Genomic DNA, 26,045 nt, shown 5'->3' with positions numbered 1-26,045 from the left:
TCCTGCTCTGTGCGTTTGATCGCGCCGAAGGATTCGACCTGGCCGGCCATTGGGAGAGCTACCTCGCGCACTTCGACCGGCGGCGGCACGACGGCCGGGCCGGACGAAGGCTGGACCGAGGTCGAAATCCCCATCGAATCGGTCGAAGCGGCCGTGCCCGAACTCCTGAAGCTCGGCGCGGCCATCGAAGTCCTCGGCCCCGAGGAACGCCGGACGGCGGTCGTCCGGACCCTGCGCGCGATGAACCACACCGACGGCGTCTAGGGCATCGCGAGCGGCAGGCGCACCTCGAACCGGCACCCCGGCCCGTGGTTGTGCACCCCGATCCGCCCGCGGTGCGCCTCGACCAGCCCCTTGGCGATGGCCAGGCCGAGGCCGCCCCCGCTGGTCGTCCCGCCGCGCTCGGGCGTCCGCGCCTGCGTCCCGCGGAAAGCCACGTCGAAGACCCGGGTGATCTCGTCGTCCGGGATGCCACCGCAGGAGTCGTCCACGGCGAGCAGGGCCTCGTCGCCGTCGACGCCGATCTGCACCGCCACCGTCCCGTCGGGCGGGGTGTGCCGGATCGCGTTGGACACCAGGTTCCGCACGATCCGGGCCAGTTCCGGGTCGCTGCCGGTCACCACCGGCCAGGTCGACGCCTTGGCGAGGACCCGGACCCGCTTCCGGTGGGCCACCGGCGCCTGGGCGGCCACGGCGTCGCTCACGACGTCCCGCAGCGGCACCGCGGACATCGTCAGCTCCAAGGCCCCTGCGGTGATCCGCGAAAGCTCGAACAGGTCGCCGACCATCGCGGACAGCCGCCGGGTTTCGCCGCTGATCCGCTGGGCGTAGTCGGCGACCTCGTCGCGTTCGGACACCACGCCGTCGGCCAGTGCCTCGGCCATCGCCTGGATCCCGGCCAGCGGGCTGCGCAGGTCGTGGCTGATCCAGGCCACCAGTTCGCGCCGCGACGCCTCGGCGGCGCGTTCGCGCTCGCGTGCCTCGCGTTCCCACACGCTGCGGCGTGCGATGGCCCGGCCGAGGATGATCGCGGCGGGCACGGTGACCAGCCCGACGAGCAGGCAGACCAGGAGCATCGTGGTCAGCGCCGGGGTGAACATGAACCCGCTGATCCCCAGGACGCCGACCAGCGTGGCGAGCACCGGGATCAGCACCAGCACCGTGAGCGTGGTGGCCAGCGAACCGCGGCGCAGGACGTACAGCGCCACGCCGCCCAGCGCCGCGACCGGCAGCGAGAACATCAACGCGAACGGCAGGATGTGCCAGAGGTGCGTCAGCATCTCCGGCAAGGGCTCGCCCGAACCGATCATGGCTGCTCCCGGTCGTAGCGGTAGCCGACACCCCACACGGTCGCCACCCGGGTCGGCTTGGCCGGGTCGCGCTCGATCTTCTCGCGCAACCGTCGCACGTGGACGGTCACAGTGGACTGATCGCCGAAGTCCCAGCTCCACACCTTTTCGAGCAGGTCCGCGCGCGAGTACGCGACGCCGGGGTGGGCGAGGAAGAACGCCAGCAGGTCGAACTCCCGGGTGGTCAGCGGCAGTTCACGGCCGCGGAGGGTCGCGGTGCGTGCGTTCATCTGCAGACGCAGGTCGCCGTCCACCAGCTCGGCGGCGGCCGGCTCCGGGCGCGGCATCCGGGCCCGGCGCAGCACCGAGGCCACGCGGAGGGCGAGTTCCTTGGGGCTGAACGGTTTCGTCACGTAATCGTCGGCGCCGAGCTGGAGGCCGGCGATGCGGTTCTCCTCCTCGCCGAGGGCGGTGAGCATGACGATCGGCACCTGGCTGACCTGGCGCAGCCGCTTGCACACCTCCAGGCCGTTGATCCCCGGCATCATGACGTCGAGCACGACCAGGTCGGGCTCGTGGGCGGCGAACTTCGCCAGCCCCTCGGCGCCGTTGCCGGCCATGTCGACGGTGAACCCGGCCACCTCGAGGTAGCGGCGGACGACGTCGCGGACCGTCTCGTCGTCGTCGACCACGAGCACGCGTCCGGCCTGATCGCTCATCACGTCTCCCTCACCAGCCCGTCAGCAGCAGGTGGTTGACCGCCAGTGCCGTCGCCGCCTGTGCGGCCAGCCACCACCGGCGGCCGGGTCGCGGCAGCAGCGCCGTCAACGGCAGCAACCACACCCCGAACGGTAGCCAGATCCGTTCGGTCTCGGCTTTCGACAGGCCCGAGACGTCGGCGAAGAGGACGGCGGCCAAGGCGGCGAGGCCGAGCAGCAGGACCGGATCGGTGAGCAAAGCCCGGCGCGAAGCCCCGAAACCTCGCCGGACGGCGGCCACCACGGCGGGGCCGAGCGCGACGGTCACCGCGGCGAGGTCGGCCCACACCCAGTACGAGTAGGGCCGGACCAGCGCCACCCCCTGGTAGTAGCGCTCGACGACCAGGTGATAGCCGTCGAGCCACCAGAACCCCGCCCAAGCGAACACGCCGACGACGGCAAGGGCCGCGACGATCGCCAGTGCCGCCGCCCGCCACTGCCGGCCGAGGACGGCGACGGCCAAGGCGAGCAGGCCGAGCAGCACCAGGCCGTACGACAGGAAGATCCCGAAGCCGAGCAGCACCCCGGCGGCCAGTCCGGCCGGAGCGGCGTACCGGCGGCCGTGGGTGAACCCCGTCGCGGACAGCGCGAGCAGCGCCAGCCCGGTGGCGGTCACCCCGGCGAAGAGGCCGTCCGCCGAGACGCCGATCCACACCGCGCCCGGGGTGAGGACGGCGAACGGCAGCACCGCGCGGGCCGCCTCGGGCCGGCCGAGCAGGGCGACCGTGGCCGGCACAGCCACCGCGACCAGGCTGCCCACAAGGACCACAGCCGTGGCCGCCCACGCGCCGCCGTGCAGGCCGAGCCGGTCCAGCCAGACGAAGACGAGCGTCGCGCCCGGCGGGTGGCCGGACACGTGCGTCGTCCAGGATTCGGGCCGGAAGTCGAGAATGCGGGAGGAGAACTCGCGCAGCATCCGCGGGATGTCGGTGATCCCCGGGACTTCGTGGAGGTACTCCTGGGGAATGGTCAGGTGCCCGGCGAACCCGCGCGACCAGCCGTCGACCATGGTCAGCGAGAAGATCCACGTGAGCGAGGCGAGGTAGCCGGCGGCGAGCGCGCGACGCCACGGGAGGCGGGCGGCCAGCGCCGGGCCGTGGAGCACCACCGCGACCGCGACGAGCACGGCGAACACCGAGCCCGGGCCGACGTGCGGCAGCCAGTCGGCGAACAGCGGCGGCGCGGACACGAAGATGATCACGCCGGAGTGCGGCCGGTTGTAGTAGAGGCCGACAGCGGTGGCCGCGCCGACGAGCACCACCGCCGCGGCGACGGCAAGGAGGTCGGCGCGGCGGCCGGAGACCGGGGCTTCGGGTTCGCGGGCAGGCGGCTCGGCGAGCCGGGCTGCCGAGGTCGGCTCACTCATCGTCGCCCACCCTAGGGTCACCGCGGGTGATCCGCGCCCGGGAAACCGGAGCCGTAACGACGCGGTAAGAACTCGTCCGATGTCATGATTCGGTAAGCCCCGCAAGGGTTCTGCGACGTTTCGGACGGCCTTACGGTCGGCGCCGTGACTGACTTGGAAGTGGACGTCGTCCTCCCTTGCCTCGACGAAGCGGGCGCCCTCCCCGCCGTACTGGCCGGCCTCCCACCGGGCTACCGCGCGATCGTGGTCGACAACGGCTCGGCCGACGGCTCGCCGGAAGTGGCGGCCTCGCTCGGCGCGAAGGTCATCCACGAGCCGCGCCGGGGCTACGGCGCGGCCGTGCACGCGGGGCTCGAAGCCGCCACCGCGGACATCGTGTGCTTCGCCGACGCCGACGGGTCCCTGGACCTCGCCGACCTGCCGCGCCTGGTGACCGCGATCGAACGCGGCGCGGACCTGGCCGTCGGACGCCGGGTGCCGACCGGTCCCGGGGTGTGGCCGTGGCACGCGAGGGTGGGCAACGTCGTGCTGGCGACGCTGTTGCGCAGCCGCGGGCTGCCGGTGCGGGACATCGCGCCCCTGCGTGCCGCGGACCGGCTCGCCCTGCTCCGGCTGGACGTCACCGACCGCGCGTTCGGCTATCCCCTGGAGCTGCTGATCAAGGCCCAGCGCGCCGGGTGGCGGGTCAGCGAGTTCGACGTCCGCTACGGGGAGCGTGCCAAAGGGACGAAGTCGAAGGTGTCCGGGTCGGTGCGAGGCACGTTGCGCGCGGTCCGCGACTTCGGGCGGGTGCTGGCGCGATGACCCGTCCGTTCATCCTGCTGGTGGTGGCCAAGGCGCCCGTCCCGGGGCTGGCCAAGACCCGGCTGTGCCCGCCGGCCACCCCGGCTCAGGCGGCCGAGATCGCCGCGGCCGCGTTGCTCGACACGCTCGACGCCGTCTGCGCGGTGCCCGGCGCCGAGCCCGTCGTCGCGATGACCGGTGACCTCGGCGCGGCCGCCCGGCCCATCGAAATCGGCATGGCGCTCCGCTACGTCACCACGATCCCGCAGCGTGGCCACGATTTCGGCGCCCGGCTGGCGAACGCCCACGCGGACGCCGCCCAGGTGCACGCCGGCCTGCCGGTGCTCCAGATCGGCATGGACACCCCGCAGGTCACGCCGGAGTCGCTCGCCGCGGCCGCCGCACCGGTCCTGCACGGCGGTCACGACTCGATGCTCGGGCCGGCCGCGGACGGCGGCTGGTGGGCGCTGGGCCTCGCCGAGCCGCGGCACGCGCAAGCCCTCAAGGACGTCCCGATGTCCCGCGAAGACACCGGGGAGCGCACCCTGCGCGCCCTCACCGCGTGCGGGCTGCGGCCGCGGCGCGGCGCCCTGCTGTCCGATGTGGACACGATGACGGACGCCCGGTCGGTGGCGGCGGCGTGCCCGGGCGGCCGGTTCGCCCGCGCCGTCGCGGCGGTCGGCGGACGGGCGGTGGCGTGATGACGGCCCCGGTGAGCACCGGCCACGAGTTCGACCATGGCCTGCTCGGCCACCAGTGCTGGCTCGAGCTGGCCAGCGGCGAGCGGATCGAGCTGGCGGTGGAACGCTGGGCGGAACCGTCCGAGGGCGACGACGTCCTGCTCGACGCGTGCTCCGGCCCCACGATCGACCTCGGGTGCGGGCCCGGCCGGCTCACCGCGGCGCTGGCCGGGCGCGGAGTCGTCGCGCTGGGCGTGGACAGCTCTCGCACGGCCGTCAGGCTGACCCGGCGCCGCGGTGGGAGTGCGTTGCAGCGCAACCTCTTCGACCGCCTGCCCGGCGAAGGGCGGTGGCGGCACGCCCTGCTCGCGGACGGCAACATCGGCATCGGCGGCGACCCGGCCGCGCTGCTGCGGCGCACGGCGCGGCTGGTCGCCCCGGGCGGCGACATCCTCGTCGAGCTGGAGCCACCCGGCCGAGGCCTGCGGCACGAGCGGGTCCGGCTCCGGCCCGGCCACGCCGACGTCGCCTGGTTCACCTGGGCCTGGGTCGGGGTCGATGCGATCGCCGAGGTCGCCGTGCGCGCCGGGTTGCGCGTCGACTGGACCACCCGGCACGGGCACCGCTGGTTCGCGCGATTGGAGCGGCCGTGAAGCTCCCGATTCCCGCAGAAGAGCAGTTCCAGGCGCCGGCGCACCACGAACGCGTGACGTCGAGAATCGGCCTGGCGCTCGCGATCACGTTCACGACGTGCTTCGTGACGGGACTGATCAGCCACCTGATCCAGCACCCGCCGGGATGGTTCTCCTGGCCCAGCCGCCCGATCGGGCTCTACCGCGTCACCCAGGGGCTGCACGTGATCTCCGGCGTGGCGTCGATCCCGTTGCTGCTGGCGAAACTGTGGAGTGTCTACCCGAAGCTGTTCGGCCGGCCGCTCGTCCGCTCGCTGCCGCACGCGCTGGAGCGGCTGTCGATCCTGGTGCTGTCCGGTGCGGCGTTCTTCGAGCTGACGACCGGGCTGCTGAACGTCGCGCAGAACTACCCGTGGGGCTTCTACTTCCCCCAGGTGCACTACGCGGTCGCGTGGCTGGCGATCGGCTCGATCCTGGTGCACGTCGCGGTGAAACTGCCGATCATCCGCCGCGCCCTGAGCCGGACCACCACCGCGGCAGAGGCTCCCGCCGAGGCGTCGGCCGAGGGGCTGTCCCGGCGGGGTTTCCTGGTGACCACCGGGCTGGCGACCGGGGTGGCGGTCGTGGCCACCGCGGGCGCGACGGTCCCGTTCCTGCGCGGCGTCTCCGCCCTGTCCTGGAGGTCCGGCAAGGGCACGCAGGACCTCCCGGTGAACCGCACGGCGGCGGCCGCCGGTGTCACGTGGTCGCCGACCTGGCGGCTCTCGGTGGTGACCGCGCGCGGCACGATGAAGTTCTCGCTCGACGAGCTGCGCGCCCTCCCGCAAACGACGGCGGAGCTCCCGATCGCGTGTGTGGAGGGCTGGAGCCAGTCGGCCACCTGGCGCGGGATCTCCCTGCCCACGCTCCTGAAAGCCGCCGGCGCGGCACCGGGCACGGCGGTCCGGGTGTCCTCTTCGGAGCGTGGCGGGCTGTACGGCGTCAGCGTGCTCCCGGGCGAGCACACGGCCGACGAGCTGACGTTGCTGGCCTTGGAGCTGAACGGCGAGGTCCTCGCCCCCGACCACGGCTTCCCCTGCCGGATCATCGCCCCGAACCGCCCCGGCGTGCTGCAGACGAAGTGGGTCACGAAGCTGGAGGCGCTGTGAAAACCGCCCGAGTGCTCCTCGCGTTGCCGGGCCTCGCGGCCCTGGCGTGGGGTGTCATGCTGTTCGCGGAGTACGCGCTGCCCCTGCGTCCGGACGTCTTCGGGACGGTCGGCTGGATCATCGGCGGCCCGATCCTCAACGACGCGGTCATCGCCCCGCTGACGGCCCTGTTCGGCATCGCCCTGTCCCGCGTCCTGCCGCACCCGTGGAAGACCCCGGTGGTGGCCGGCACGGTCATCACCGGGGTCTTGGCGATCCTGGCGTTCCCGCTGTTCTGGCGCCCGTACGGAACCGCACCAATGCCCGGCCTCCACGACACGAACCCGGCCCCCGCCCTGGCCCTAACACTGGCAACGGTCTGGCTGGCCGTGCTCCTGACCGCCCTCCGCCACCGTCTCGTCCCCCGCCCCACCCGTGTCGCCCCACCAATCACGCGTGATGCCTCCCCAATCACGCGAGATACCCCTCCAGGCACGCAAGACGCCCCTCCCGACACGCCAACCGACCCCCCAGGCACGCCAACCGACCCTCCAGGGACACCAGCCGACCCTCCAGGCACGCCGGCCGACCGTCCCGGTCCCTGACCAGTCAGGTCCAGGTCAGGGCACAAATGCGGCCACGCGCGACCGGCATCGAGTGCCTGGTCGCGCGTGGCCTTGTGGGTCCGGCCCCGAAGCCGGGGGTCGAGCCGAAGTTGGTCTCGGCCGCGCCAGGGCGGCCGAGCGTCTGAACCGGGTCAGTTGGGCTGGACGGGCTGCCCGCCGAACGTCACCTCGACCGTGCGGCCGTCGGCGAGCGTGAACGTCGCCTTCTCGTCCGGGGCCCGGGTGCGGACCGCCGCGACCAGCGTGTCGGCCGAGTCGATCGGCCGTTCGTCGATCTTGGTGACGACGTCGCCCGCCTTCAGGCCGGCCTTCTCCGCCGGGCTGCCGGGCTTGATGGCACCGAGCTCGGCGCCGCCCTGCGGGGCGTCCTTGACCTCCGCGCCGATGTAGGTCTGCACCGCCTGGCCGGTCTTGATGATCGTGTCCGCGGTGCGGCGGGCCTGGTCGATCGGGATGGCGAAGCCGATGCCGACGTTGCCACCCTCGGACGCGCCCTGGCCCTGGCCACCGGACGCCGACTGCGGGCTGTAGATCGCGGAGTTGATGCCGATGACCTGGCCGGACATGTTCGCCAGCGGCCCACCCGAGTTGCCCGGGTTGATCGCCGCGTCGGTCTGGACCGCGTCCATCACCGTGGTCTGGTCGCCGCTGCTGCCGCCCGCGCGCACCGGCCGGTGCAGCGAGCTGACGATGCCCGAGGTGACCGTGCCGGCCAGCTCGAACGGCGAGCCGATGGCCACCACCGACTGGCCGACCCGCAGGTCGTCGGAGCGGCCGAGCTCGACCGGGGTCAGGTTGCCGACGCCGGTGACCTTGACAACCGCGATGTCGGTCGTCGGGTCGCGGCCGACGACCTTGGCGGCGGCCTTCTTGCCGTCCTGGAACACCGCCTGGATCTGCCCGCCGTTCGCGGCGACCTCGACGACGTGGTTGTTCGTCAGGATGAAGCCGTCGGTGCTGATCACGAACCCGGAGCCTTCGCCGGCCCCCTGCTGGCCGCTGACCTGCAGCTCGACGACGCTCGGCGACAGCTTCTGCGCGACGGCCTCGACCGAGCCGGCGGGCGCGTTGCCCGTCTGCTGGGCCGGCTTCGGCGCGTTGAGCGCGTTGCCGGACGGGCCGGACGACCCGGCGGTGAAGTACCCGACCGTCCCGCCCGCGATGCCACCGACCAGCAGCGCGACCAGCGCGACGCCGGCGAGCAGCTTCCCGCCGGACCGCTTGGGCTGCGGCGCGGCCACGGGGTAGCCGGACGTGCCGGGCTGCCCGTACGGGTTCGGCGGCGGATAGACGCTCTGCTGGGTCGGGCCGGACGGCATCTGCGCACCCTGGGCGGACCACGGGTTCGAGGCCTGCCCGCCGTACGCCGGATCGGCCCCGGTCACCGCGTGGTAGGACGGCTCGGAGTACTGCGGCGCACCGCCGGACTCGGGCTGGGCCTGCTCACCGTACGGGTGCCCCGCCCAACCGCCCTGGGCCGGCTGCTGGCCGGTCTCGGGGTGCCGCGGGTTCGCGGGGTCGTGCGCGCTGGGGTCGTTCTCGGTCATGTCCTCACCTTGCGCGATGGTCCTGAGAGGTTCCTGAGCCGAACCTGTGCATCGGAGATGAGTATGCCCGGATCAGCCCGCCGCGCGGAGCCGTTCCGCGATCTGCTCCGGCGTCGCGTCGTTGATCCACACCGCCATGCCCGACTCGGACCCCGCCAGGTACTTCAGCTTGTCCTTCGCGCGCAGCACGGAGAACAGCTCCAGGTGCAGCCAGCCGAGCTCCCGGTCGCGGTGCACCGGCGCCTGGTGCCACGCCGCGATGTACGGCAGCGGCCGGTCGTACAGCGCGTCGCAGCGGCGCAGCACGTCGAGGTAGACGTTCGCGAAGTCGTCGCGCTCGGCATCGGTCAGCGCAGGGATGTCCGGGACCTGCCGGTGCGGCACGATCTGCACCTGGACCGGCCAGCGGGCCGCCGGCGGCACGAACGCCGTCCAGTGCTCGCCGGAGGTCACCACGCGCGCACCGGACTTGCGTTCGGCGGCGAGCACGTCCCCGAGCACCGGACGGCCGTGTTCGGCCTGGTAGGCGCGGGCGACGTCGAGCATCCGCTCGGTCTTCGGGGTGACGAACGGGTAGCCGTAGATCTGCCCGTGCGGGTGCGACAGCGTGACGCCGATTTCTTCGCCGCGGTTCTCGAACGGGAAGACCTGCTCGACGCCGGGCACCGCGGACAACCCGGTCGTGCGGTCCGCCCACGCGTCCACCACGGCCCGCACCTGCTCGGCACTCAGCTGCGCGAAGGATCCATCGTGGTTGCTCGTGAAGCAGACGACCTCGCAGCGGCCGCGGCCGGGCCGCACCGGCACCAGCCCGAAACCATCCACAGTGGACGGCTCGCCGACGACGTCCTCGGCGAAGGACGGGAACCGGTTCTCGAAGACGACCACGTCGTAGTCGCTTTCGGGGATCTCGCTCGGTTTGCCGGGCTTGCTCGGGCACAGCGGGCAGAGGTCCGCCGGCGGCTTGTAGGTCCGCGTCTGCCGGTGCGCCGCCATCGCGACCCACTCGCCGGTCAGCGGGTCCAGCCGGATCTCCGACGCGGCCGAAACCGGCGGCAGGTCACGGGTGTCCTCGGCGACGCGGTCGGGCGCGCCGGGCTGGTCGAAGTAGATGATCTCCCGGCCGTCGGCCAGGTGTCGTACGGTGCGCTTCACGCTTCTTGGGCCTCGTCCGTCTCCGCCGTCTCGGCGATCATGAGTTCTCCCGCCCGTTCGGCGAGAATTTCCTTGGCCTCGTCGGAAATTCCGTCATCGGTGACGACGACGTCGGCCTCGTCCAGGTCGGCGATCGTCGAGATCCCGACGGTGCCCCACTTCGTGTGGTCGGCGAGCACGACCAGCTTGCGCCCGGCCTCGACCAGCGCGCGGTCGGTCTCGCTCTCGGTGAGGTTCGGGGTCGTGAACCCCGGGCCGTCGAACATCCCGTGCACACCGAGGAAGACGGCGTCCAGGTGCAGCGACCGCAGGCTGTGCACGGCGACCGGCCCGACCAGCGCGTCCGACGGCGTCCGCACCCCGCCGGTGAGCACGACCGTGCGATCCGGCTGCGTCGACCCGCGGAGCACGTCGGCGACCTGGATCGAGTTGGTCACGATGGTGAGCCCGGGGATGTTGTCGAGCGCTCGCGCCAGCGTCCATGTGGTGGTGCCGGCGGAGATGCCGATCGCGGTGCCGGGCCGGATCAGCGTCGCGGCGAGTTCGGCGATGGCTTCCTTCTGCGCCCGCTGGCGCACGGACTTGGCCTCGAAGCCGGGTTCGTCGGTGCTCTTGCCGACGACCGAAGTGGCGCCGCCGTAAACTTTTTCGACGAGTCCGCGGCCGGCGAGGACGTCGAGGTCGCGACGCACCGTCATGTCGGACACGCCCAGCCTGGTAACGAGGTCGCTCACGCGGACCGCACCGGTCCGGCGGGCCTCTTCCAGGATCACCGCCTGTCGCTGACGCGCCAGCACCGTTTACTCCATCCCGTCCAGCCAATTACACAAAATCCTACACGACTAAACACAGGATTCGCAGACCCGGCGAGGGTGAACTTCGAAACACCAGGTCATGACGTGGGCACGAACGGACGTCCCGGGTACCAGCCGAACAACGCGTAGCGCGAACAGGCAACAGCAGACCGGCGCCGGTCTCAGCCGGGCGCCCCCGGCAGCCGGATCGTCATCAACGCGCCGCCTTCGGGCGCCTGCGAGGCGTACACCGCTCCACCGTGCCGCTCGGCCGCGTGCTTCACGATCGCCAGCCCCAGGCCCGAACCCGGCAGCGTCCGGGCCTCCGACGACCGGTAGAAGCGGTCGAACACCTTGGGCAGGTCCTCTTCGGCGATGCCCGGCCCGGCGTCCGCGACCTCGACCACGGCGGTGCCGTCGCCGAGCGGGTACAGCCGCACCCAGACCGTCGCATCGGGCGGCGAGAACTTGACCGCGTTGTCGAGCAGGTTCAGCACCGCGCGTTCGAGCGAGCTGTTGTCGCCGGTGAGCACCCACGGCTGCAGCGAGACGTCGAAGTTGATCTCGCCCGCGCGCCGCCGTGCCCGGTCGAGCGCCCGCTCGACGACCTCCAGCAGCTCGACGCGCTCGAAGCGCTCGCGCGGCTCGTCCTGGCGCGCGAGCTCGACCAGGTCGCCGATGAGCTGCGTCAGCTCGTCGAGCTGGCCGCTGATGTCCGCGATGATGTCGACGCGGTCCTCGTTCCGCAGCGGCGGCGCGCCCGGTTTGCTCGCGGCGAGCAGCAGCTCGAGGTTGGTGCGCAGCGACGTCAACGGCGTCCGGAGCTCGTGCCCCGCGTCCGCGACCAGCTGGCGCTGGCGTTCCTGCGAGTCCGCGACCGTGCCGAGCATGGTGTTGAAGGTCTGGGTGAGCCGCGCGAGCTCGTCGTCGCCGCTGACCGGGATGGGCCGCAGGTCGCCGGTCTTGGCGACGCGCTCGGCGGCCGACGTCAGCCGGTCGACCGGGCGCAGGCCGGTGCGCGCCACCGCGGTGCCCGCCGCGGCGGCGACCAGGATGCCGGCGCCGCCGATCAGGAACAGCACCAGCGCGAGCTCGTTCAGCGTGCGCTTGGTCGGGCCCATCGACTGGGCCAGCACGATGGCCTCGCCGTGCCCGGTCGGCAGGGCGACCACGCGGCTGTCGGAGCGGAAGTCCGTCCGCAGCGACTCCGCCGAGTCGCCGTTCGCGACGGCCAGCTCGTCCGGCCCGAACGGCGGCGGCGAGCTCGACAGCGGGTAGGTCATCACGGCGTGCTGGACGTCGGGCGCCGCGTTGAGCTGCCCGATCTGCAGGTCGGCGCTGGCCAGGAACGCGCCGGGCACCTGCCGCAGCTCGGTCTGCACCTGCGGCGAGTTGGCCGCCGCCTGCGCGCGCGCCAGCAAGCTGTCGTCGAGCTGCTGGTAGAGGTTGCTCCGCACGACCATGTAGGCGCCGATCGACACCAGCGCGACAGCGCCCGCGACGCAGGCGGCCGCGAGCAGCGTCACCCGGCCGCGCAGCGAGAACCGGCGGGCGCCCCAGCGCGTGCCGCGGGGATCGCCCGGTTCGGTCACGGCGGGGTTTCCCTCAGGACGTACCCCACTCCCCGCACCGTGTGGATCAGCCTCGGCTCCCCCTCGGCCTCCGTCTTGCGGCGCAAGTAGCCGACGTAGACCTCCAGCGCGTTGCCCGACGTCGGGAAGTCGTAACCCCATACTTCCTCCAGGATCCGGCCACGCGTGAGGACGTGCTTCGGGTAGGAAAGGAACAGTTCCAGCAGGGCGAATTCGGTCCGGGTCAGGCTGATCTCGCGGTCACCGCGGCGGACCTCCCGCGTGCCGGGGTCCAGCGTCAGGTCCGCGAAGGCCAGGGACTCCGAGGCCTGGCCGTTCTGGCCTTCCGGGACGGCGCGGCGCAGCAGCGCCCGCAGCCGGGCGAGCAGCTCCTCGAGCGCGAAGGGCTTCGGCAGGTAGTCGTCGGCGCCGGCGTCCAGGCCGGACACCCGGTCGGAGACGGTGTCGCGCGCGGTGAGCACCAGGATCGGCAGGTCGTCACCGGTGCTGCGCAGGCGGCGGGCGACCTCGAGGCCGTCGAGCCGGGGCATCATGACGTCCAGCACCATCGCGTCCGGCCGGTCGGCGATGATCGCCTCCAGGGCCTGCGCACCGTCACTGGCCAGCTGGACCTGGTAGCCGTTGAACTCCAGGGACCGCCGGAGCGACTCACGGACGGCGCGGTCGTCGTCCACCACAAGGATGCGCATGGCGCTAGTTTTACGCAGCGTGCTGAGACCCGCCTAAGAACACACGCAGAACTCACAAAGGATTTCTCACTCCGGACCGCGCGCGACCGGCGCGTTCCAGTGCCGCCAGAGCGCGACCATCCTGATGGAAACCACGACAGCGGCCGCGACGACGGTCACGAGCCCTTCCGGAAGTCGCAGAGAGTGACCGAAGGCGACGAGCGCCGAGCCGGCGAGCGCGGCCACGGCGTAGATCTCCTTCCGCAGGACGAGCGGGATTTCCCGGAGCAGCAGATCGCGCACGGCCCCGCCGCCGATGCCGGTCGTCATCCCGATCAGACACGCGGCGTAGACGGTGGCGCCGGCGTTGAGCGCGATGGTCGTCCCGGCGGTGGCGAAGACGCCGAGCCCGAGCGCGTCCGCCAGCAGAACGCCGCGCCGCAGCCGCGCGACCTGCGGGTGGAAGACGAAGACGACCAGGGCGGTCCCGGCGCAGACGGCGAGGTAGGGCCAGTTCCGCAGTGTCGTGGGCGGGTGGATGCCGAGCAGGACGTCCCGGATGACGCCGCCGCCGAGCGCGGTGGTGAGCCCGACCACGACGACGCCGAAGACATCGAGCCGCGCCCGCACCGCGGCGAGCGCCCCGGACGCGGCGAAGGCGACGAGCCCGACGAACTCCAGCGCCGTGAGCAGCATCTACTGGTCGAGCAGCCCGCCGCGGTAGGCCAGCAGCGCGGCCTGCACCCGGTTGGCCGCGCCGATCTTGGAGAGCACGGCGGAGACGTACCCCTTGACGGTGGCTTCGGAGAGGTGCAGCCGCCCGCCGATCTCGGCGTTGGACAGGCCCTGCCCGATCAGCGCGACGACTTCACGCTCCCGTTCGGACAGCGAGGCGAGCAGCTTCCGGGCGGGCTGAGCAGCGCGTTGTTCATCCCGGTGCGACTGAACCATCCGAGCGGCCACACCCGGATCCAGCACGGCCCCACCCCGGCTCAGATCCCGCACGGCCCGCAACAGCGCGGCGGGGTCGATGTCCTTGAGCAGGAAGCCGTTGGCCCCGAGCCGCAGCGCGAGGCTGACGTATTCGTCGATGTCGAAGGTGGTCAGCATGGCCACGGTGGGCGGATCGGGGAGGGCGAGGATGGCCCGGAGAGCGCGAATGCCGTCGTCAGGGGCCCGCATCTTGATGTCGAGCAGGGCCACATCGGGGTGATACCGCCGGGCAACTTCCACGGCGGATCTGCCGTCGCTCGCCTCGCCCACGATCTCGATGTCCTGGGCCCCGGACATCATCGCGCGCAACCCCGAGCGCACCAGTTCCTCGTCGTCGGCGAACATGAGCTTGATCAACGAAGCCCTCCGCAACAGCCAGTAGGAGGCGGCTCCCCGCGTCCCGTTAACGAAGGTTACCTACTGTTGTTCAGCAGTTCGAAACCAGACACGACCAGGTGAGGCACTGGTCCGTCCAGGTCAGGTGCGGTGGGCGGTGCGCCAGGGTGTATCTCCGGGTTCCCGAGAGCCGGAGAACCACTCACCTGGGTGACGACGTCCGTCGGGTTGCTCCATCCGTGCCCCTGCTGCTGCGGGTCCCTTCGGCAAGCTAAGCTGACCCGGTAGTAGCAGGCCCTCGTAGCTCAGGGGATAGAGCACCGCTCTCCTAAAGCGGGTGTCGCAGGTTCGAATCCTGCCGGGGGCACCTCTGACGATCAACGTGGACAGTGGCGGTCAGCTCGCTGAGACCTTTCCGACGGACATGGTCGACAGGAACCGGCTGGGTGCGCCGTGCCAGAAGATCACCAGCTCATCGCGGGCACGGGTCGCTGCGACGAACAGCAGTGCCCGATCCAGCTGGATCGGACGCCGGAACCGGATCGGATCCTCGGCACGCATCCGGTCGAGGCTCGATCGGGGAATCAGCCCGTCCGATGCTCCCGCGATGATGATTGGCTGGAACTCGAGCCCTTTGAACCGGTGCATGGTGCCGATCGAGAAACCGCCGGCGCCCTTCGGACCATCCGGAGTGAGTTCGACCGTCGGCAGCCCTGCCTCGGCGAGCATCCCGGGCACCCGGGCGACGAGGTCCTTCGTCGGGACACACACTGCAAGCCCTTTGGGGCCGCCCTGCTCGGCCCACTCGACCGCTTGGCCGACCACCGCCTCGAGCTCTGCAGTCTGGCTCGTGAAGCCTTGGAAGGTCGGCTTGGGCCCTCTCAGCACCGAGCGGTATCCCTCGAGCCCATCGACTCCGCCGTCGAGGTCGTCGTAGGTCCGACCGTGCATCACCGCCATCGCCGCCGCGAGAATTTGCCTGCTGGTCCGGTAGTTCAGCGTCAGCTTGGCCGACCGGCCGCGGATGTTTGATGCCGAGGCTTCCCAGACTCACCACATTGTCGTAGATCCTCTGGTGCGTGCCCCCGGCACAGAAAATGTCGTTGCGGTCGTCCGGGACCATCGCACGCAGCATTTCCAGTGCGCGCCATGGAGGTCCTGCGCCTCGTCGACGACGATGTGGCGGTAACGGAAACCCGAACCGGAATTTTCGCCGGCCCCGACCCGGGCCGCCCGCTCGGCTTCTCAACGCGCGGCATAGGCCGCCATTGCGTTGTGCGTGGTCCAGTTCCGGTCGTTAAGGCGCTTGCGGAACCGCTCGGTCAGCTGCCAGATTGTCCTGCGGTCGGCCCGGGTGAGCCTGCGGCCACGGCCGGCTCGTCTGGCTTGCGCGTACTTGGCGAAGGAAATGAGCGCCTGCCCCAAGATATCTATCCGTCGAGACCACGCAGACGCTTGAGCATCTCAGCCACGTCCGCGGCCAGTTCACTGTCGGTCCCCAAGGCGCTCAACACGTCGTGCTCCAACTCATGCAGGTCCGAGCGAACGCTCTTGAGGTGGCCGGCACCCATCCGCAGCCCGATGATCGTACGACGGATCTTGAGGACATCCTCGACGTATTCCGGTCCGAGCTTTCGATAGCCGGGCAGAATCAATTCCAGCTCGGTCAGCGCCCCCGCAGTAAGTCCCAGTGCAACCTGGCAGTACGCCGCCTGCAGACGGCATTGCAGAGACTGCTCGCCGTCCGGGCCGGTGGACCGGGCATACGCCGCTGCGAGAGCCGTAAAATCCACCAGCGCGCGACGGAGATCGCCACCCAGGAATAAGGCGACGGCCTTGGCTGTCCACAGTTCCAGAACGGCCGTGTTGTTCTTGCCGAGCGATGAAGCCGCAAGCGCCACCAAATCGCCTGCGATGTCTGCGGCCTGAGTGAAGCGCTCCGCATCGATGAGGTCGTATGCGCGTTCCTGCGCTGCATACACCTCCTCTACCGTGACGCCGGACCGCCCGGCTGAGACCTGTCCCGCCAGGCCGGGCACCTCGGTCGAGAGGGCTGGCCGCGGCCGCAAACCGACTGGACGTCGGTAAGGTCGGGTTGGATCCGGCATCGCCCCCGGCGCCGGATCCGGATCATCCACCTGCGATTCCAACGCCGGCATGAACGGCACCAACCGGTCGTAGACGGCCCAGGCGTCGGCTGGACGGTCTGATGGACGCTTCGCCAGCAGGTCGAGTACAAGTTGCTCAAGTTCGGCCGGAATGTCGGGTTTGATCTCGCGCAATGGGGTCGGCTGGTTCTCGAGATGCTGGTACATCAGCGCGATCTCGTCGTCCGCTTGGAAGACACGCTCGCCGGCGAGCAGTTCGTGCGCCAGGCAACCAAGTGCGTAGAGGTCGCTCAGCGGAGTGATCGGCGAGTTCTGGATCTGCTCCGGGGACATATAGGGCTTTGTGCCGATAATCCGGCCAGTGGACGTCAGCTTGGTGACGTCGTCACGCAGCAGTGCCGCGACTCCGAAGTCCAACACCTTCACGTGGCCGTCCCACGAAATCATCACGTTGCCCGGTTTGAGGTCCCGGTGAACCACTGGCACCGCGTGCGCGTAGGACAGGACCGCGCAGATCTGCGCGACGATCGACGTTGCCCACGACACCGGCAATGCCCCGCGTTCGGCGAGCACGTCAGTAAGAGAAACGCCGTGAATCAGCTGCATCACCAGGTACAGGCGTTCGACATTCTCGTCGAACGCGGCGTCGTATATCGCGGGCACCCCCGGGTGCTCGATCTTCGCGGTAACCCGAGCTTCGCGCCGGAACCTCGCGATCAGTTCGCCGCGATCGTCATCCGTGTCAGCAACGCCTGGCCTGATGAGCTTGACCGCGATGTCGCGGTCAAGGACGGTGTCGTAGCCACGCCAGACCTGGCCCATCCCGCCGGAGCTGATCGGCGCGGTCAGCTCGTAGCGCCCAGCGATGATCTGCGGTGCAGCGGCCACGTCCTCCCCCAGATCGGCACCCGACAGTGTGCGTCACTGTCGTGTCACTGTCCAGGGACACCGCCTGCCGCCCTATTCTCGTTCGTCGTCCCTCCGCAGCGCATTGGCCAGTTCGACGAGCGAGCCCTCGCGACCAAGATGCCAGCATTTCGGCCCTTGGACCGCCACCGGCGCTTCGTCCCACCCGGCCTCCTGCCAGATGTGCATTACCAGCCCGGATGGCGAGTATCGCTGGCCATCACCCGCCCAGAGCAGCGGCTTGCGACGGTCAGTCACCCACGTCGCAAGGCTGCGACGTGAGTCCTGCACCAGCCAGCCTCCGATTGCTGCCTGCTCACGTTCGGTGGACGGTACGAAATGCAGTGTTTCCCCTTGATCGATGCGATTCGCATCGATCAAAACGCTCACCGCGGTGCGCGCACGCCCCTTGGCCGGCCGCGGCGCCGGGTGGTACTCGGCACCGATCTCCGGTGCCGGTTCCCCGGAGTCGAGACGCGCATGCACCCGCTTCGCCAGCTCAAGAAAACGCTCGTGCTTGGCAAACGTGCTCGTGACGAACGAGGCGGCACCGTAGGCGCTGTCCACTTCGTGAATCAGCCATCGTATGGCCGCCACGACCAGTTCGTCCAGGTTCGCCGGAATCCTCCAGTCGGAGTCGGCATCCTCGATGCCCTCCGCGTCGATCGCCTGAAAGACCAGATGGGTGAGCATGAGGTCGCCGTGGTCGACAATCGTCGACGCGCGCCCCTCCAGCTTCTTTCCTTCTCGGCGGAGAACACTGTTGATCTCGCGGAAGAGCTGCACCGAGTGCCAGATCAAGCCCGCCGACGGCTGATTGCCGAACAGGCTCGGATACGCGCCGCCCCGGTCGACCTCCCAGAGGAGGTCCCGGTCTCGTTTGGCTCGAAAGACGAACTCCGGATTCCGGTGCGCGCACGCCAACGCGATCGCCGCGGTGACGACCGAACATCCCGCGTCCGGCGCGGGATCGATGTCCCCTCGTTTGAAGACATAGGTCTTGTCCAGCGACAGTGCGAAATCTTCCCGGATCGCCATCTGGACCTCGTCGAGCGCGATGAAGTCCCTGCGCTCCATGTGATTCTGGGTGTTGGTGCTCCGGGTTACGACTCCACCGAACACCGCATCGTCTGCCGGCACCTGGATGACCCGGACGCTCACGTCGGCGTCCTGCACGGCTTCTGGCGCTTTGCGGAAGGCCTCATGGATCGCGGTCACCGTTTGTGCCCCGTTGACCACGCTGACACCGCTCAAGTGGAGGTCCACCGGCAGGTTCGGACGCCGGCCGGACGGATAGCTGGTTTGGATCTCCGAGCAGAGCACCGTGATGCCGTTGTTCCGCGACCAGAAGCTCATGGGGTCGTTCACCAGGGTGTCGACCATGGCTTGGTTGACGGTGGTGAGTCCGAGCGACTTCCGTACGTTCTGCTCGAACAAGCGGTCACCGAACTCGGCGAACCACTGTGCCACTCCGTCCGCGGCGACGCTGCCTTGATAGGCATCCGCCGGAAGATCCCGGTGGATCCACTGCGACATGTTGATCTTGAGCGAGATAGGGATCTCCGATAGGTCGTCCCTGACCTGCTGGTGAAAGTCGGCGCTGCTCAGGACCTTGTAGTGAAGGTAGCGGCCGTGGCCGTTGAACTCCGTGCACGCGTCCTCGAAAACCTGCGTGACTTCGGGCGCGAGCCGACCATCACCCATGACCGCTTGCACCAAGGTGACCCTCAGGTGCGGTTCGGCCAGCACTGCTCGGAGCTTCTCTGCCATCGCCTGGAACCGCGCGTTGAAGCGTTCGAACCGGCGGTCCTCGATCTGCCGGAAGCCTGCCACCATCTTGTGGGCGGCGGCGGTGTCGATGCCCGCTGTACCTCGTTCACTCCACTTGGCCTGGACCAGGAATACTTCGGAAGTTCCATCAGCCAACGCGACGGCGTCGATGCCCTGGTCGTGGCGGCCGTCGATCACGGTCTCCGCGGCTACTTGGCTGCTACAGCCGGTCAGCTTACGAACGGCCAGTGCGGCCAGTGATCGGGACAGGAGCTGCTTCTCCACCTCGTCGGGTCGCGAGGTCTCGACGTTCGAGAGATCGATCAGCTCCGAGAATTCTCGCAGCAATGCCTGGCGAACCTGACGAACCTGGTTCGGCGACTGGGTTTTGGCCGGTTGGTTGTTCACTACGCTCCCCTGCGTCACGAGTGGCCGGGATCGGTCAGGCGGTCGTGTCGGACAAGCCGTGGCGACGGCGGATCATCCGATACGCCGCCTTGCGCGCCTCACGTGTGAGGCGACCCTGGAATTCTTTATCGGAGAAGTACTTCTCGGTGAACTTGGTGTCGGCCTCGGCGCGCTCGACCATGATGTCGTTGAACCGCTGGTTGAACGGCATCTCGAAGTCGCCTTCGTTGCGGCTGGCGACAGCAGCCTGCTCCAGGTCGGGATCGCCGGCAGCTGCAACGATCCGCTCCTCGTACATCAGCCGGTCGGCATCGCTGAGCCCCAGGCCGTAGCGGTCGTTGAACTCCTCGATGAGCTCCGACAGCAGAGCCTTTCGCGGATCCTTCGGCAGTGCGGCAGCACCATCGTCGAAGCCGGGCAACATCTGCTCGCCTTCGGGCTCGAGGCTCACGTCATGCTCGCCGGTCTTGCTGACGCGCAGATGGGTGAGGTCGACCGCACCGACGTCCATCGCCGGATCCGCCCGCGACATCAACTGGGACAGCAGGTGCTTGGCGAACAGGTACAGCATTTCGAGCTCGTCGTCGGTGTACTGCATGACCTGCGTAAGGAACCCGTACTTCCGGACGTAGTCAGCCAGGTCGGACCGGAACAGCTCGGCGGCGTCGCGATCTTCGTGGTGCAGTTTGGCAAATCGATCTCGGGCCGGATCGGTCAGCCGGACGAGCGCAGCGTGCTTTTTCTCCCAGCCTCGCAGGCGGCTCTGTCCATTCGCGGCCGGCTGCGCCTCGGCGTAGGCATCATAGAAGGACTGGATCTCCGACGGGACCAGAAGCTGATGATCCATCAGCACGCGCTGCTTCTCGTAGAGCAGGTTCGGGTCGGCCGGGGTCGTCACGGCTTCTTCGTAGTAGGGCTTGAATTCCCGCTGGATGTCCTCGGCCTCGTTGGCGAAGTCGAGGACGAACAGGTCTTCCTGGCTCTTGAGCGGATGCGTGCGATTCAGCCGCGAGAGCGTCTGGACCGCCGCGACTCCCGCCAAGGGCTTCTCCACGTACATCGTGGTGAGCAGGGGCTGGTCGAATCCAGTCTGGTATTTGTCAGCCACGACCAGGATGCGGTATTCCTTCCGCTCCGGCGCTCCACCAGGCTTACCGCGCGATGCGGCGTGTGGGTCGTCGGCGCGGGTGTAGGCGAATGCATCCGGCAACTGGCTTTCCGGGAACCCATTGATGTTGGCCTCGGTGACCTCGGCGCCGTTGTGGGCAAGGCTGCCGGAGAACGCCACGAGCAGCCCCGGATTGGGAAGGCTGAGGTCATCGAATGCCTTGTGCAGTGCGGTGAACATGCGCAGCGCGCTCTCCCTGGACCGGCTCACGACCATCGCCTTGGACCGGCCGCCGAGCTGCCTGCGTGTGCTCTTGTGGAAGTGACGAGCGATGATCTCCGCGTGTGCCTCCATCGTGGCGGGATTGAGGTACACCAACCGGGCGATTTCAGCCCCGGCTTTGTCCGGGTTGACTTCGATGTTCTCGGCACCCTCCTTGGCTACCTTCCAGTAGGTCTTGAAGGTGGTGTAGTTGCGCAGCACGTCGAGGATGAATTTCTCATCGATGGCCTGGCGCATCGAGTAGATGTGGAACGCACGCTTGTCACCGCTGACAGGATCGTCGATGCCGAACAACTGGAGCGTCTTGGTCTTCGGCGTGGCGGTGAAAGCGAAGTAGGACAGGTTGGGGTGCCGTCCTTCGACCATCGCAGAGGAGGTCAGCGGGTCGGTGTCGTCTCCGGCCTCCTCGGCGCCCAGGCCACGCAGCACTTTCTTCAGCTTGCTGACCGAATCACCGGACTGGCCGGAATGTGCCTCGTCTACGATGACCGCGATGCGCTTGCCAGAGAGCCCGGACACGCCTTCGAGGACATGCGGGAAGGTCTGCACCGTCACGATGATGATCTTCGAGGCGGTGTTGGCGAGGGCTTCGGCAACCTCGGCAGACTTCGAGCCGCTAGTACCGGTGATCCGCTGCACGACGCCGGGCGTGTGATCAAACTGGTAGATCGTGTCCTGGAGCTGCTTGTCCAGCACGGACCGATCGGTGACGACAACGATCTTGTGGAAGACCGCCTGGTTCGCCTCGATCCGGCCCGTCTGCACGGCGGCGCTGTCGAGCGCACCGGGTTCGGCCGAACCGTGCAGCGTGGACAGCCGGTGCGCGAGCCAGCCGATGGTGTTGGACTTGCCGGACCCCGCCGAGTGCATGATCAGGTAGTTGTGGCCGGAACCGTACCGAGCGGCGTGCTCGGTGAGGCTGCGCACAGCGTGCCACTGGTGATAGCGCGGGAAGATGAGCGGCCGGTCGTGCACGCTCGTGCGTCCCTTGGCGGCCTGAACATGCAGGAACCGCTTGAGGAGGTCGATCCAGTTGTCCTTCTGCCAGACCTGCTCCCACAGATAAGCCGTCCGGTAGCCGGACCCGTCGGCGGACGCGGGTGGGTTGCCCGCGCCACCCACATTGCCGGGACCACCGGTGCCCTGGTTGAACGGGAGGAAGAGGGTCTGCTCGCCACGGAGGCGCGTGGTGAGGAAGACCATATCGGTGTCGACGGCGAAATGAACGAGGGCTCGCTTCGCGAACAGCAGTTCCTTGGGGTCTCGCGTGGTGCGGTACTGAGTCATGGCGTCGTCGACGGTCGAGCCGGTGAGCGGGTTCTTCAGCTCAGCCGTGGCGACCGGGAGACCGTTGACGAACAGTACGAGGTCCAGTTCGTGCCTGCTTGTCGCTGAGTAGCGCAACTGCTGGGTAACGGAGAGCCGATTCCGGCGGTACTCGTCGAGCGCGCCTTCGGCAACAGTGTGGGCCGGGCGGAAGTAAGCGAGCTTGATACGGACGCCGCGATCCTTGACGCCCGCGCGCAGCACATCGAGAGTGCCGCGCTGGTCGATCTGCTTGGCGACGAGCCGAAGGAACTCCTTTTCGGCGACCGCAGGGTTGCCGCCGGCAAACTGTTCCAGCGTCTTCCAGGCGTCGGGCTGGGTGGCTTCGACGAACGGCACCAGCTGGCTCGGGTCGAGGCCGAGGTCGGGGAGGTAGGCGTCTTTGTCTCCGGGGCGCCAGCCTGAGGTGACCAGCGCTTCGACGATGGTGTCCTCGAACGGCTCCTCGGTGTGGGCGCGAGCCATCAGACATCCGCCCCTCTCGCGGTGGTGACGTCGAATTGACCCGTCACTGCGGCGGTGATCAAGGCTTGACGACGTTCAGCAAGAAGAGCCGAACGCTTCACGATTCGATCCCCCATCGATGTTGATGCTCGAAAAGTATCATCAAGCCTTCGAGTTATATCTACCTGCTCAGACGGCGACGGGACAGGAACCATGAAGTCAACCACGTGAGAAACATTAATTTGCTCTTGCGCTGCACCGTATCGAACAGAGTCGACATAAGCTTTTCCCAGCAGACTATTGAAATATGCAGCAAGATAAGACGGAAGTAGCGACTTTCCCTTCTTCAGGACAATAATTGAAGCACAGTTTGCTCCATCAAGATCACCAGTGATTACCGCAGCCCTGCCCGGGTAACCAGCCCGAACGACAACGACATCACCTTCCTCGAGGCGCGACCTCCACAGTTTCCTGCTATCAAGGTCGGAGATCCTTCGAACATCCCTCACGTCAATCTTTCCAGCAAGAATGTTCGCCCCATGCAGGAAAGGCACACCTTCCTCCGAAAAGTACGATGACGGGTCGACAACCACCCCCACTCCGACTCTTGGAACCAGGCGCCTTAGCTTCACCACCGGCCACCGACTCGGAAGACTTCCCAGCATCGGATGATCGACTCGGCAACCGGCTACGTCAGAGCCAGAAAGGGCCGCATAAAGCTCCGACTCTTGGCGTTCTTTGAGCAGCTTCGCATAGTTGTGATCCGCAGCAATTAGAGCGTCTATACGCTTTACTTCACGATCGATGAAGTCAACGATTCTTCGCTGCTCCACCAAAGGCGGGAGGGGAATTCGGATGGATTCGAGATCTGGCATGTATATGGTCAAGTGCGTGGAGCCATAGGCAAGCCTGGCCCACTCTTCCTTCATTGCACGCAAGACCATAAGGAGGTAACGAGAGTCCAGCTTCTCCCCCGACTTCCAGGTTACAAACGCCTGCGTTGTAGCCATCGGACGTCCGATTCGAACACTGTAACCAATGGATGCCGTACGCGAAAGCATTACCGTGTCTTCTGGATGCAACACGGCCGCACTTTTTGCCATCCCGAGCCGACTTATTTTCTGTTCAGTTTCCAGCAGTGGCGCAAACGAATCTGCCCGCTTGGTAACATCTGGAGTTGTCACCCAAGGAATTGTGCAGTCTTCCCAGTACTCCGCCTTATTTCTATCTGGCGTGTGACCGGTACCCATGTCAGCAACGTAGCGAAGAGGAACGACTTGCCAATGACTCGGAATAGCAGGCGCCCAGCCGAGACGGCTATCGCGGATTTCACTCACTTCACCACCTCGCTCAGAAGACCTCGAATTTCCATCTCAATTGCTTCTAGCTCGGCGTCGATCTCCACAAGCGAGCGGGGCGGCTTGTACACGTAGAAGTATCGGGTGAACGGGATCTCGTAACCCACCTTGGTCTTCGCGTGGTCAATCCAGGCGTCAGGCACGTGCGGTAAGACGTCGCGCTCCAAGTAGGCGTCGATATCCTCGTACAACGGAACGTTCTCGAAGCCACGCAGCTCCGAGTCAGGCTCCAGCTCACCCTTCTTGTACTGCACCTCACCCTCAGGATCACGTACCGACACCGCCGACCACACGGCCTTGTCTACAGCGGCCGGCAACTTGCCCACCCCAGCCAGCGCAGACCGCAGCACGGCGGCGAACTCCGCCTTCTTGAACGACGGCTCCTCACCAACCAGCGTCTTCAACGCGCCCAGCAGAGCATCGCGCCCCTCGTACTTCGCCGTCGTCTTGCCGCTCTTCAGGGCCTCTTCCAGCTCGACGAGAGCATCCTCAGTCACCTCGAAACGAAGCTTCAAGGGCCGTTCGACGGTGATGCGATGGTAGCCGAACTCCTCGTTGGCGAAGACCTTCACCTTTCCGTGCAACTCGTGCTCAGGGTCCGCAGCCACACTGAGTGCCTCGCCGTACAGGCGCTGGATCTCGTCGATCTGCTCTTCGGTAATTAGTTTCCGCTTGTCGCCCAGGGACTTTCGCATTTTGGCCCAGTAGTCCCGCGCGTCCAGCAGGACGACCTTGCCGCGGTGCTCGGGCGCCTTGCGGTTGGTCAGAATCCAGAAGTACGTCGAGATACCGGTGTTGTAGAACAACTGGTCCGGCAAGGCGACGATGCTTTCGAGCCAGTCGTTCTCCAGGATCCACTGCCGGATCTTCGACTCGCCCGACTCCGCCGCCCCAGTGAACAGCGGTGAGCCGTTGAAGACGATTGCGATACGGCTGCCGCCCTCGCTGACGGGGCGCATCTTCGCAATCATGTGCTGCAGGAACAGGAGCGAGCCGTCGTTGATCCTCGGCAGACCAGCACCGAAGCGTCCGCGCATCCCGAGGTCCTCGTGCTCGTCCTCGATCTGCTGCTTCGCCTTCTTCCACTCCACGCCGAACGGCGGATTCGACAACATGTAGTCGAATCGCTGGTATTCATGGTGGTCATAGGTGAACGAGTTGCCCAGCTTGATGTTGTCCGGCTCCTGATTCTTGATCATCAGGTCGGACCGGCAGATCGCCCAGGACTCCGGATTCAGCTCCTGACCGAAGGAGTACACCTTCGCGTCGGAGTTGTGCTTGAGGATGAAATCTTCGGCGGCGGTGAGCATGCCCCCTGTCCCGCAAGCCGGGTCGTACACCAGCCGTGCGGCGCCAGGAACCTTCAGATCTTCCAAATCCGGCGCGATGAGCAACCCGGTCATCAGTTCGATGACCTCACGAGGAGTGAAGTGCTCACCAGCTGTCTCGTTCGACGCCTCGGCGAACTTCCGGATCAGCTCCTCGAAGACGTAGCCCATCTCGTGGTTGCCCACCGTCTCGGGACGCAAGTCGAAATCCGCGAACTCAGAAACCACCAGATGCAGGAGCTTCGCCTCATGAAGGTAGGTCACCTGCTCGGCGAACTTGAACTTCTCGAACACCTCCTTGGCGTTGTCCGAGAAGCCGTTCACGTAGCTCATCAGGTTCTTCACCGCGTCGTCCGGTGCGGCGGCTACCGAGACAAGCCTGTGCTTGGTCATGTTGAAGAAGCGCCTCTCCGTCACCTTCGTCAAGAACGGCGAGGGATCGATGCCCTTGTCGACCCACTTCTTCTTCTCCTTGAGCACCGCATCGCGCGTCGGCTCCAGCACGCACTCCAGCCGGCGCAGCACTGTGAACGGCAAGATCACCTTGCCGTAATCAGCTCGCTTGTAGTCGCCGCGCAGCAGGTCGGCCACCTGCCAGATCAAGCCCGCCAGGTTCTTCGGCGTCGTGTCGGTCACCAGGATCCTCTCGAAGGTTCTGTCC

General features: G+C 67.9%; 23 protein-coding genes and 1 tRNA gene. 7 read left to right on the top strand and 17 right to left on the bottom strand.

The features are described 5' to 3' along the window. Window positions 1-15: 15 nt before the first annotated feature. Complete coding sequence (locus C2L58_RS51460; RefSeq protein WP_441296293.1) at window positions 16-264, top strand: hypothetical protein; 249 nt, start codon at window positions 16-18, stop codon at window positions 262-264. On the opposite strand, the gene C2L58_RS07675 is transcribed toward C2L58_RS51460, so the two are convergent. The 3 genes from C2L58_RS07675 to C2L58_RS07665 are packed head-to-tail and all read right to left on the bottom strand — an operon-like array spanning window position 261 to window position 3,413. Continuing rightward, window positions 261-1,310 (bottom strand): sensor histidine kinase, encoded by a 1,050-nt coding sequence (locus C2L58_RS07675; protein ID WP_103336834.1) that lies wholly within the window; start codon window positions 1,308-1,310, stop codon window positions 261-263. The genes C2L58_RS51460 and C2L58_RS07675 overlap by 4 nt on opposite strands. Continuing rightward, the gene (locus tag C2L58_RS07670; RefSeq protein WP_103336833.1) at window positions 1,307-2,008 is read right to left on the bottom strand and encodes a response regulator transcription factor; all 702 of its coding nucleotides are present in this window, start codon (window positions 2,006-2,008) and stop codon (window positions 1,307-1,309) included. The genes C2L58_RS07675 and C2L58_RS07670 overlap by 4 nt, the downstream gene beginning before the upstream one ends. A gap of 10 nt (window positions 2,009-2,018) precedes the next feature. Next, the gene (locus C2L58_RS07665) at window positions 2,019-3,413 is read right to left on the bottom strand and encodes a hypothetical protein (protein ID WP_103336832.1); all 1,395 of its coding nucleotides are present in this window, start codon (window positions 3,411-3,413) and stop codon (window positions 2,019-2,021) included. 159 nt (window positions 3,414-3,572) lie between these two features. Here C2L58_RS07665 and C2L58_RS07660 point away from each other — a divergent pair, with 159 nt between their 5' ends. The 5 genes from C2L58_RS07660 to C2L58_RS07640 are packed head-to-tail and all read left to right on the top strand — an operon-like array spanning window position 3,573 to window position 7,240. Next, a complete protein-coding gene (locus C2L58_RS07660) occupies window positions 3,573-4,217 on the top strand; it encodes a glycosyltransferase family 2 protein (protein ID WP_103336831.1) in 645 nt (214 codons plus the stop codon). Beyond that, window positions 4,214-4,897 carry a TIGR04282 family arsenosugar biosynthesis glycosyltransferase gene (locus tag C2L58_RS07655; protein ID WP_103336830.1) on the top strand — a complete coding sequence of 228 codons (684 nt, stop codon included), beginning with the start codon at window positions 4,214-4,216 and terminating at the stop codon, window positions 4,895-4,897. Before C2L58_RS07660 ends, C2L58_RS07655 begins: the two co-directional genes overlap by 4 nt. Further along, window positions 4,897-5,529, top strand: a complete 633-nt coding sequence (locus C2L58_RS07650) for a class I SAM-dependent methyltransferase (protein WP_103336829.1) — start codon at window positions 4,897-4,899, stop codon at window positions 5,527-5,529. The genes C2L58_RS07655 and C2L58_RS07650 overlap by 1 nt, the downstream gene beginning before the upstream one ends. Then, complete coding sequence (locus tag C2L58_RS07645) at window positions 5,526-6,656, top strand: molybdopterin-dependent oxidoreductase (protein WP_103336828.1); 1,131 nt, start codon at window positions 5,526-5,528, stop codon at window positions 6,654-6,656. The genes C2L58_RS07650 and C2L58_RS07645 overlap by 4 nt, the downstream gene beginning before the upstream one ends. Beyond that, a complete protein-coding gene (locus C2L58_RS07640) occupies window positions 6,653-7,240 on the top strand; it encodes a hypothetical protein (RefSeq protein ID WP_103336827.1) in 588 nt (195 codons plus the stop codon). The genes C2L58_RS07645 and C2L58_RS07640 overlap by 4 nt, the downstream gene beginning before the upstream one ends. 152 nt (window positions 7,241-7,392) lie before the next feature. Here the strand turns inward: C2L58_RS07640 and C2L58_RS07635 are convergent, their stop codons facing one another. The 7 genes from C2L58_RS07635 to C2L58_RS07605 form a co-directional block, all read right to left on the bottom strand. Continuing rightward, window positions 7,393-8,808 (bottom strand): S1C family serine protease, encoded by a 1,416-nt coding sequence (locus C2L58_RS07635; protein WP_103336826.1) that lies wholly within the window; start codon window positions 8,806-8,808, stop codon window positions 7,393-7,395. Between the two features lie 72 nt (window positions 8,809-8,880). Next, the gene (gene galT / locus C2L58_RS07630; protein WP_103336825.1) at window positions 8,881-9,963 is read right to left on the bottom strand and encodes a galactose-1-phosphate uridylyltransferase; all 1,083 of its coding nucleotides are present in this window, start codon (window positions 9,961-9,963) and stop codon (window positions 8,881-8,883) included. Next, a complete protein-coding gene (locus C2L58_RS07625; protein ID WP_103336824.1) occupies window positions 9,960-10,760 on the bottom strand; it encodes a DeoR/GlpR family DNA-binding transcription regulator in 801 nt (266 codons plus the stop codon). The genes galT and C2L58_RS07625 overlap by 4 nt, the downstream gene beginning before the upstream one ends. A gap of 179 nt (window positions 10,761-10,939) precedes the next feature. Continuing rightward, window positions 10,940-12,349, bottom strand: a complete 1,410-nt coding sequence (locus C2L58_RS07620) for a sensor histidine kinase (protein ID WP_103336823.1) — start codon at window positions 12,347-12,349, stop codon at window positions 10,940-10,942. Next, window positions 12,346-13,038 carry a response regulator transcription factor gene (locus tag C2L58_RS07615; protein ID WP_103336822.1) on the bottom strand — a complete coding sequence of 231 codons (693 nt, stop codon included), beginning with the start codon at window positions 13,036-13,038 and terminating at the stop codon, window positions 12,346-12,348. Before C2L58_RS07615 ends, C2L58_RS07620 begins: the two co-directional genes overlap by 4 nt. 66 nt (window positions 13,039-13,104) lie before the next feature. Further along, the gene (locus C2L58_RS07610) at window positions 13,105-13,713 is read right to left on the bottom strand and encodes a trimeric intracellular cation channel family protein (protein ID WP_103336821.1); all 609 of its coding nucleotides are present in this window, start codon (window positions 13,711-13,713) and stop codon (window positions 13,105-13,107) included. Then, entirely contained in the window at window positions 13,714-14,367 is a 654-nt protein-coding gene (locus C2L58_RS07605; protein ID WP_013230063.1) for a response regulator, read from the bottom strand. A 273-nt stretch (window positions 14,368-14,640) separates the two neighbouring features. Between C2L58_RS07605 and C2L58_RS07600 the strand changes: the two genes are divergently transcribed. After that, window positions 14,641-14,713: transfer RNA gene (locus tag C2L58_RS07600), tRNA-Arg, on the top strand. Between the two features lie 29 nt (window positions 14,714-14,742). Here the strand turns inward: C2L58_RS07600 and C2L58_RS07595 are convergent. The 7 genes from C2L58_RS07595 to C2L58_RS07570 all read right to left on the bottom strand — a co-directional run bounded on the left by C2L58_RS07595 (window position 14,743) and on the right by C2L58_RS07570 (window position 26,020). Then, window positions 14,743-15,306, bottom strand: coding sequence for a 3'-5' exonuclease (locus C2L58_RS07595; RefSeq protein WP_103336820.1), 564 nt, complete (start codon window positions 15,304-15,306; stop codon window positions 14,743-14,745). A gap of 285 nt (window positions 15,307-15,591) precedes the next feature. Next, window positions 15,592-15,771: a hypothetical protein gene (locus tag C2L58_RS48510; RefSeq protein ID WP_146073544.1), complete on the bottom strand. Its 180-nt coding sequence runs from the start codon at window positions 15,769-15,771 to the stop codon at window positions 15,592-15,594. 5 nt (window positions 15,772-15,776) lie between these two features. Then, on the bottom strand, window positions 15,777-17,342 hold the full coding sequence (locus C2L58_RS07590; RefSeq protein WP_233225606.1) for a serine/threonine-protein kinase: 1,566 nt from the start codon (window positions 17,340-17,342) through the stop codon (window positions 15,777-15,779). Window positions 17,343-17,414: 72 nt separating this feature from the next. Continuing rightward, on the bottom strand, window positions 17,415-19,538 hold the full coding sequence (locus C2L58_RS07585) for an AIPR family protein (protein ID WP_146073543.1): 2,124 nt from the start codon (window positions 19,536-19,538) through the stop codon (window positions 17,415-17,417). Between the two features lie 34 nt (window positions 19,539-19,572). Continuing rightward, window positions 19,573-22,719, bottom strand: a complete 3,147-nt coding sequence (locus C2L58_RS07580) for a type I restriction endonuclease subunit R (RefSeq protein ID WP_103336818.1) — start codon at window positions 22,717-22,719, stop codon at window positions 19,573-19,575. After that, window positions 22,719-24,035 carry a restriction endonuclease subunit S gene (locus C2L58_RS07575; protein ID WP_146073542.1) on the bottom strand — a complete coding sequence of 439 codons (1,317 nt, stop codon included), beginning with the start codon at window positions 24,033-24,035 and terminating at the stop codon, window positions 22,719-22,721. Before C2L58_RS07575 ends, C2L58_RS07580 begins: the two co-directional genes overlap by 1 nt. Then, on the bottom strand, window positions 24,032-26,020 hold the full coding sequence (locus C2L58_RS07570) for a type I restriction-modification system subunit M (RefSeq protein ID WP_233225605.1): 1,989 nt from the start codon (window positions 26,018-26,020) through the stop codon (window positions 24,032-24,034). Before C2L58_RS07570 ends, C2L58_RS07575 begins: the two co-directional genes overlap by 4 nt. Window positions 26,021-26,045: the final 25 nt, after the last annotated feature.

Source organism: Amycolatopsis sp. CA-126428 (assembly GCF_002904335.1).
Taxonomy (GTDB): domain Bacteria; phylum Actinomycetota; class Actinomycetes; order Mycobacteriales; family Pseudonocardiaceae; genus Amycolatopsis.
The sequence above is the reverse complement of the archived record's forward strand: the minus strand, read 5'-3'. Positions and strand labels throughout refer to the sequence as shown.

Coding starts and splice junctions, on each gene's coding strand:
- C2L58_RS07675 (WP_103336834.1), bottom strand. CDS start 1,310: ATGATCGGTTCGGGCGAGCCCTTGCCGGAGATGCTGACGCACCTCTGG.
- C2L58_RS07670 (WP_103336833.1), bottom strand. CDS start 2,008: ATGAGCGATCAGGCCGGACGCGTGCTCGTGGTCGACGACGACGAGACG.
- C2L58_RS07665 (WP_103336832.1), bottom strand. CDS start 3,413: ATGAGTGAGCCGACCTCGGCAGCCCGGCTCGCCGAGCCGCCTGCCCGC.
- C2L58_RS07655 (WP_103336830.1), top strand. CDS start 4,214: ATGACCCGTCCGTTCATCCTGCTGGTGGTGGCCAAGGCGCCCGTCCCG.
- C2L58_RS07650 (WP_103336829.1), top strand. CDS start 4,897: ATGACGGCCCCGGTGAGCACCGGCCACGAGTTCGACCATGGCCTGCTC.
- C2L58_RS07635 (WP_103336826.1), bottom strand. CDS start 8,808: ATGACCGAGAACGACCCCAGCGCGCACGACCCCGCGAACCCGCGGCAC.
- C2L58_RS07615 (WP_103336822.1), bottom strand. CDS start 13,038: ATGCGCATCCTTGTGGTGGACGACGACCGCGCCGTCCGTGAGTCGCTC.
- C2L58_RS07610 (WP_103336821.1), bottom strand. CDS start 13,713: ATGCTGCTCACGGCGCTGGAGTTCGTCGGGCTCGTCGCCTTCGCCGCG.
- C2L58_RS07595 (WP_103336820.1), bottom strand. CDS start 15,306: ATGGCGGTGATGCACGGTCGGACCTACGACGACCTCGACGGCGGAGTC.
- C2L58_RS07580 (WP_103336818.1), bottom strand. CDS start 22,719: ATGGCTCGCGCCCACACCGAGGAGCCGTTCGAGGACACCATCGTCGAA.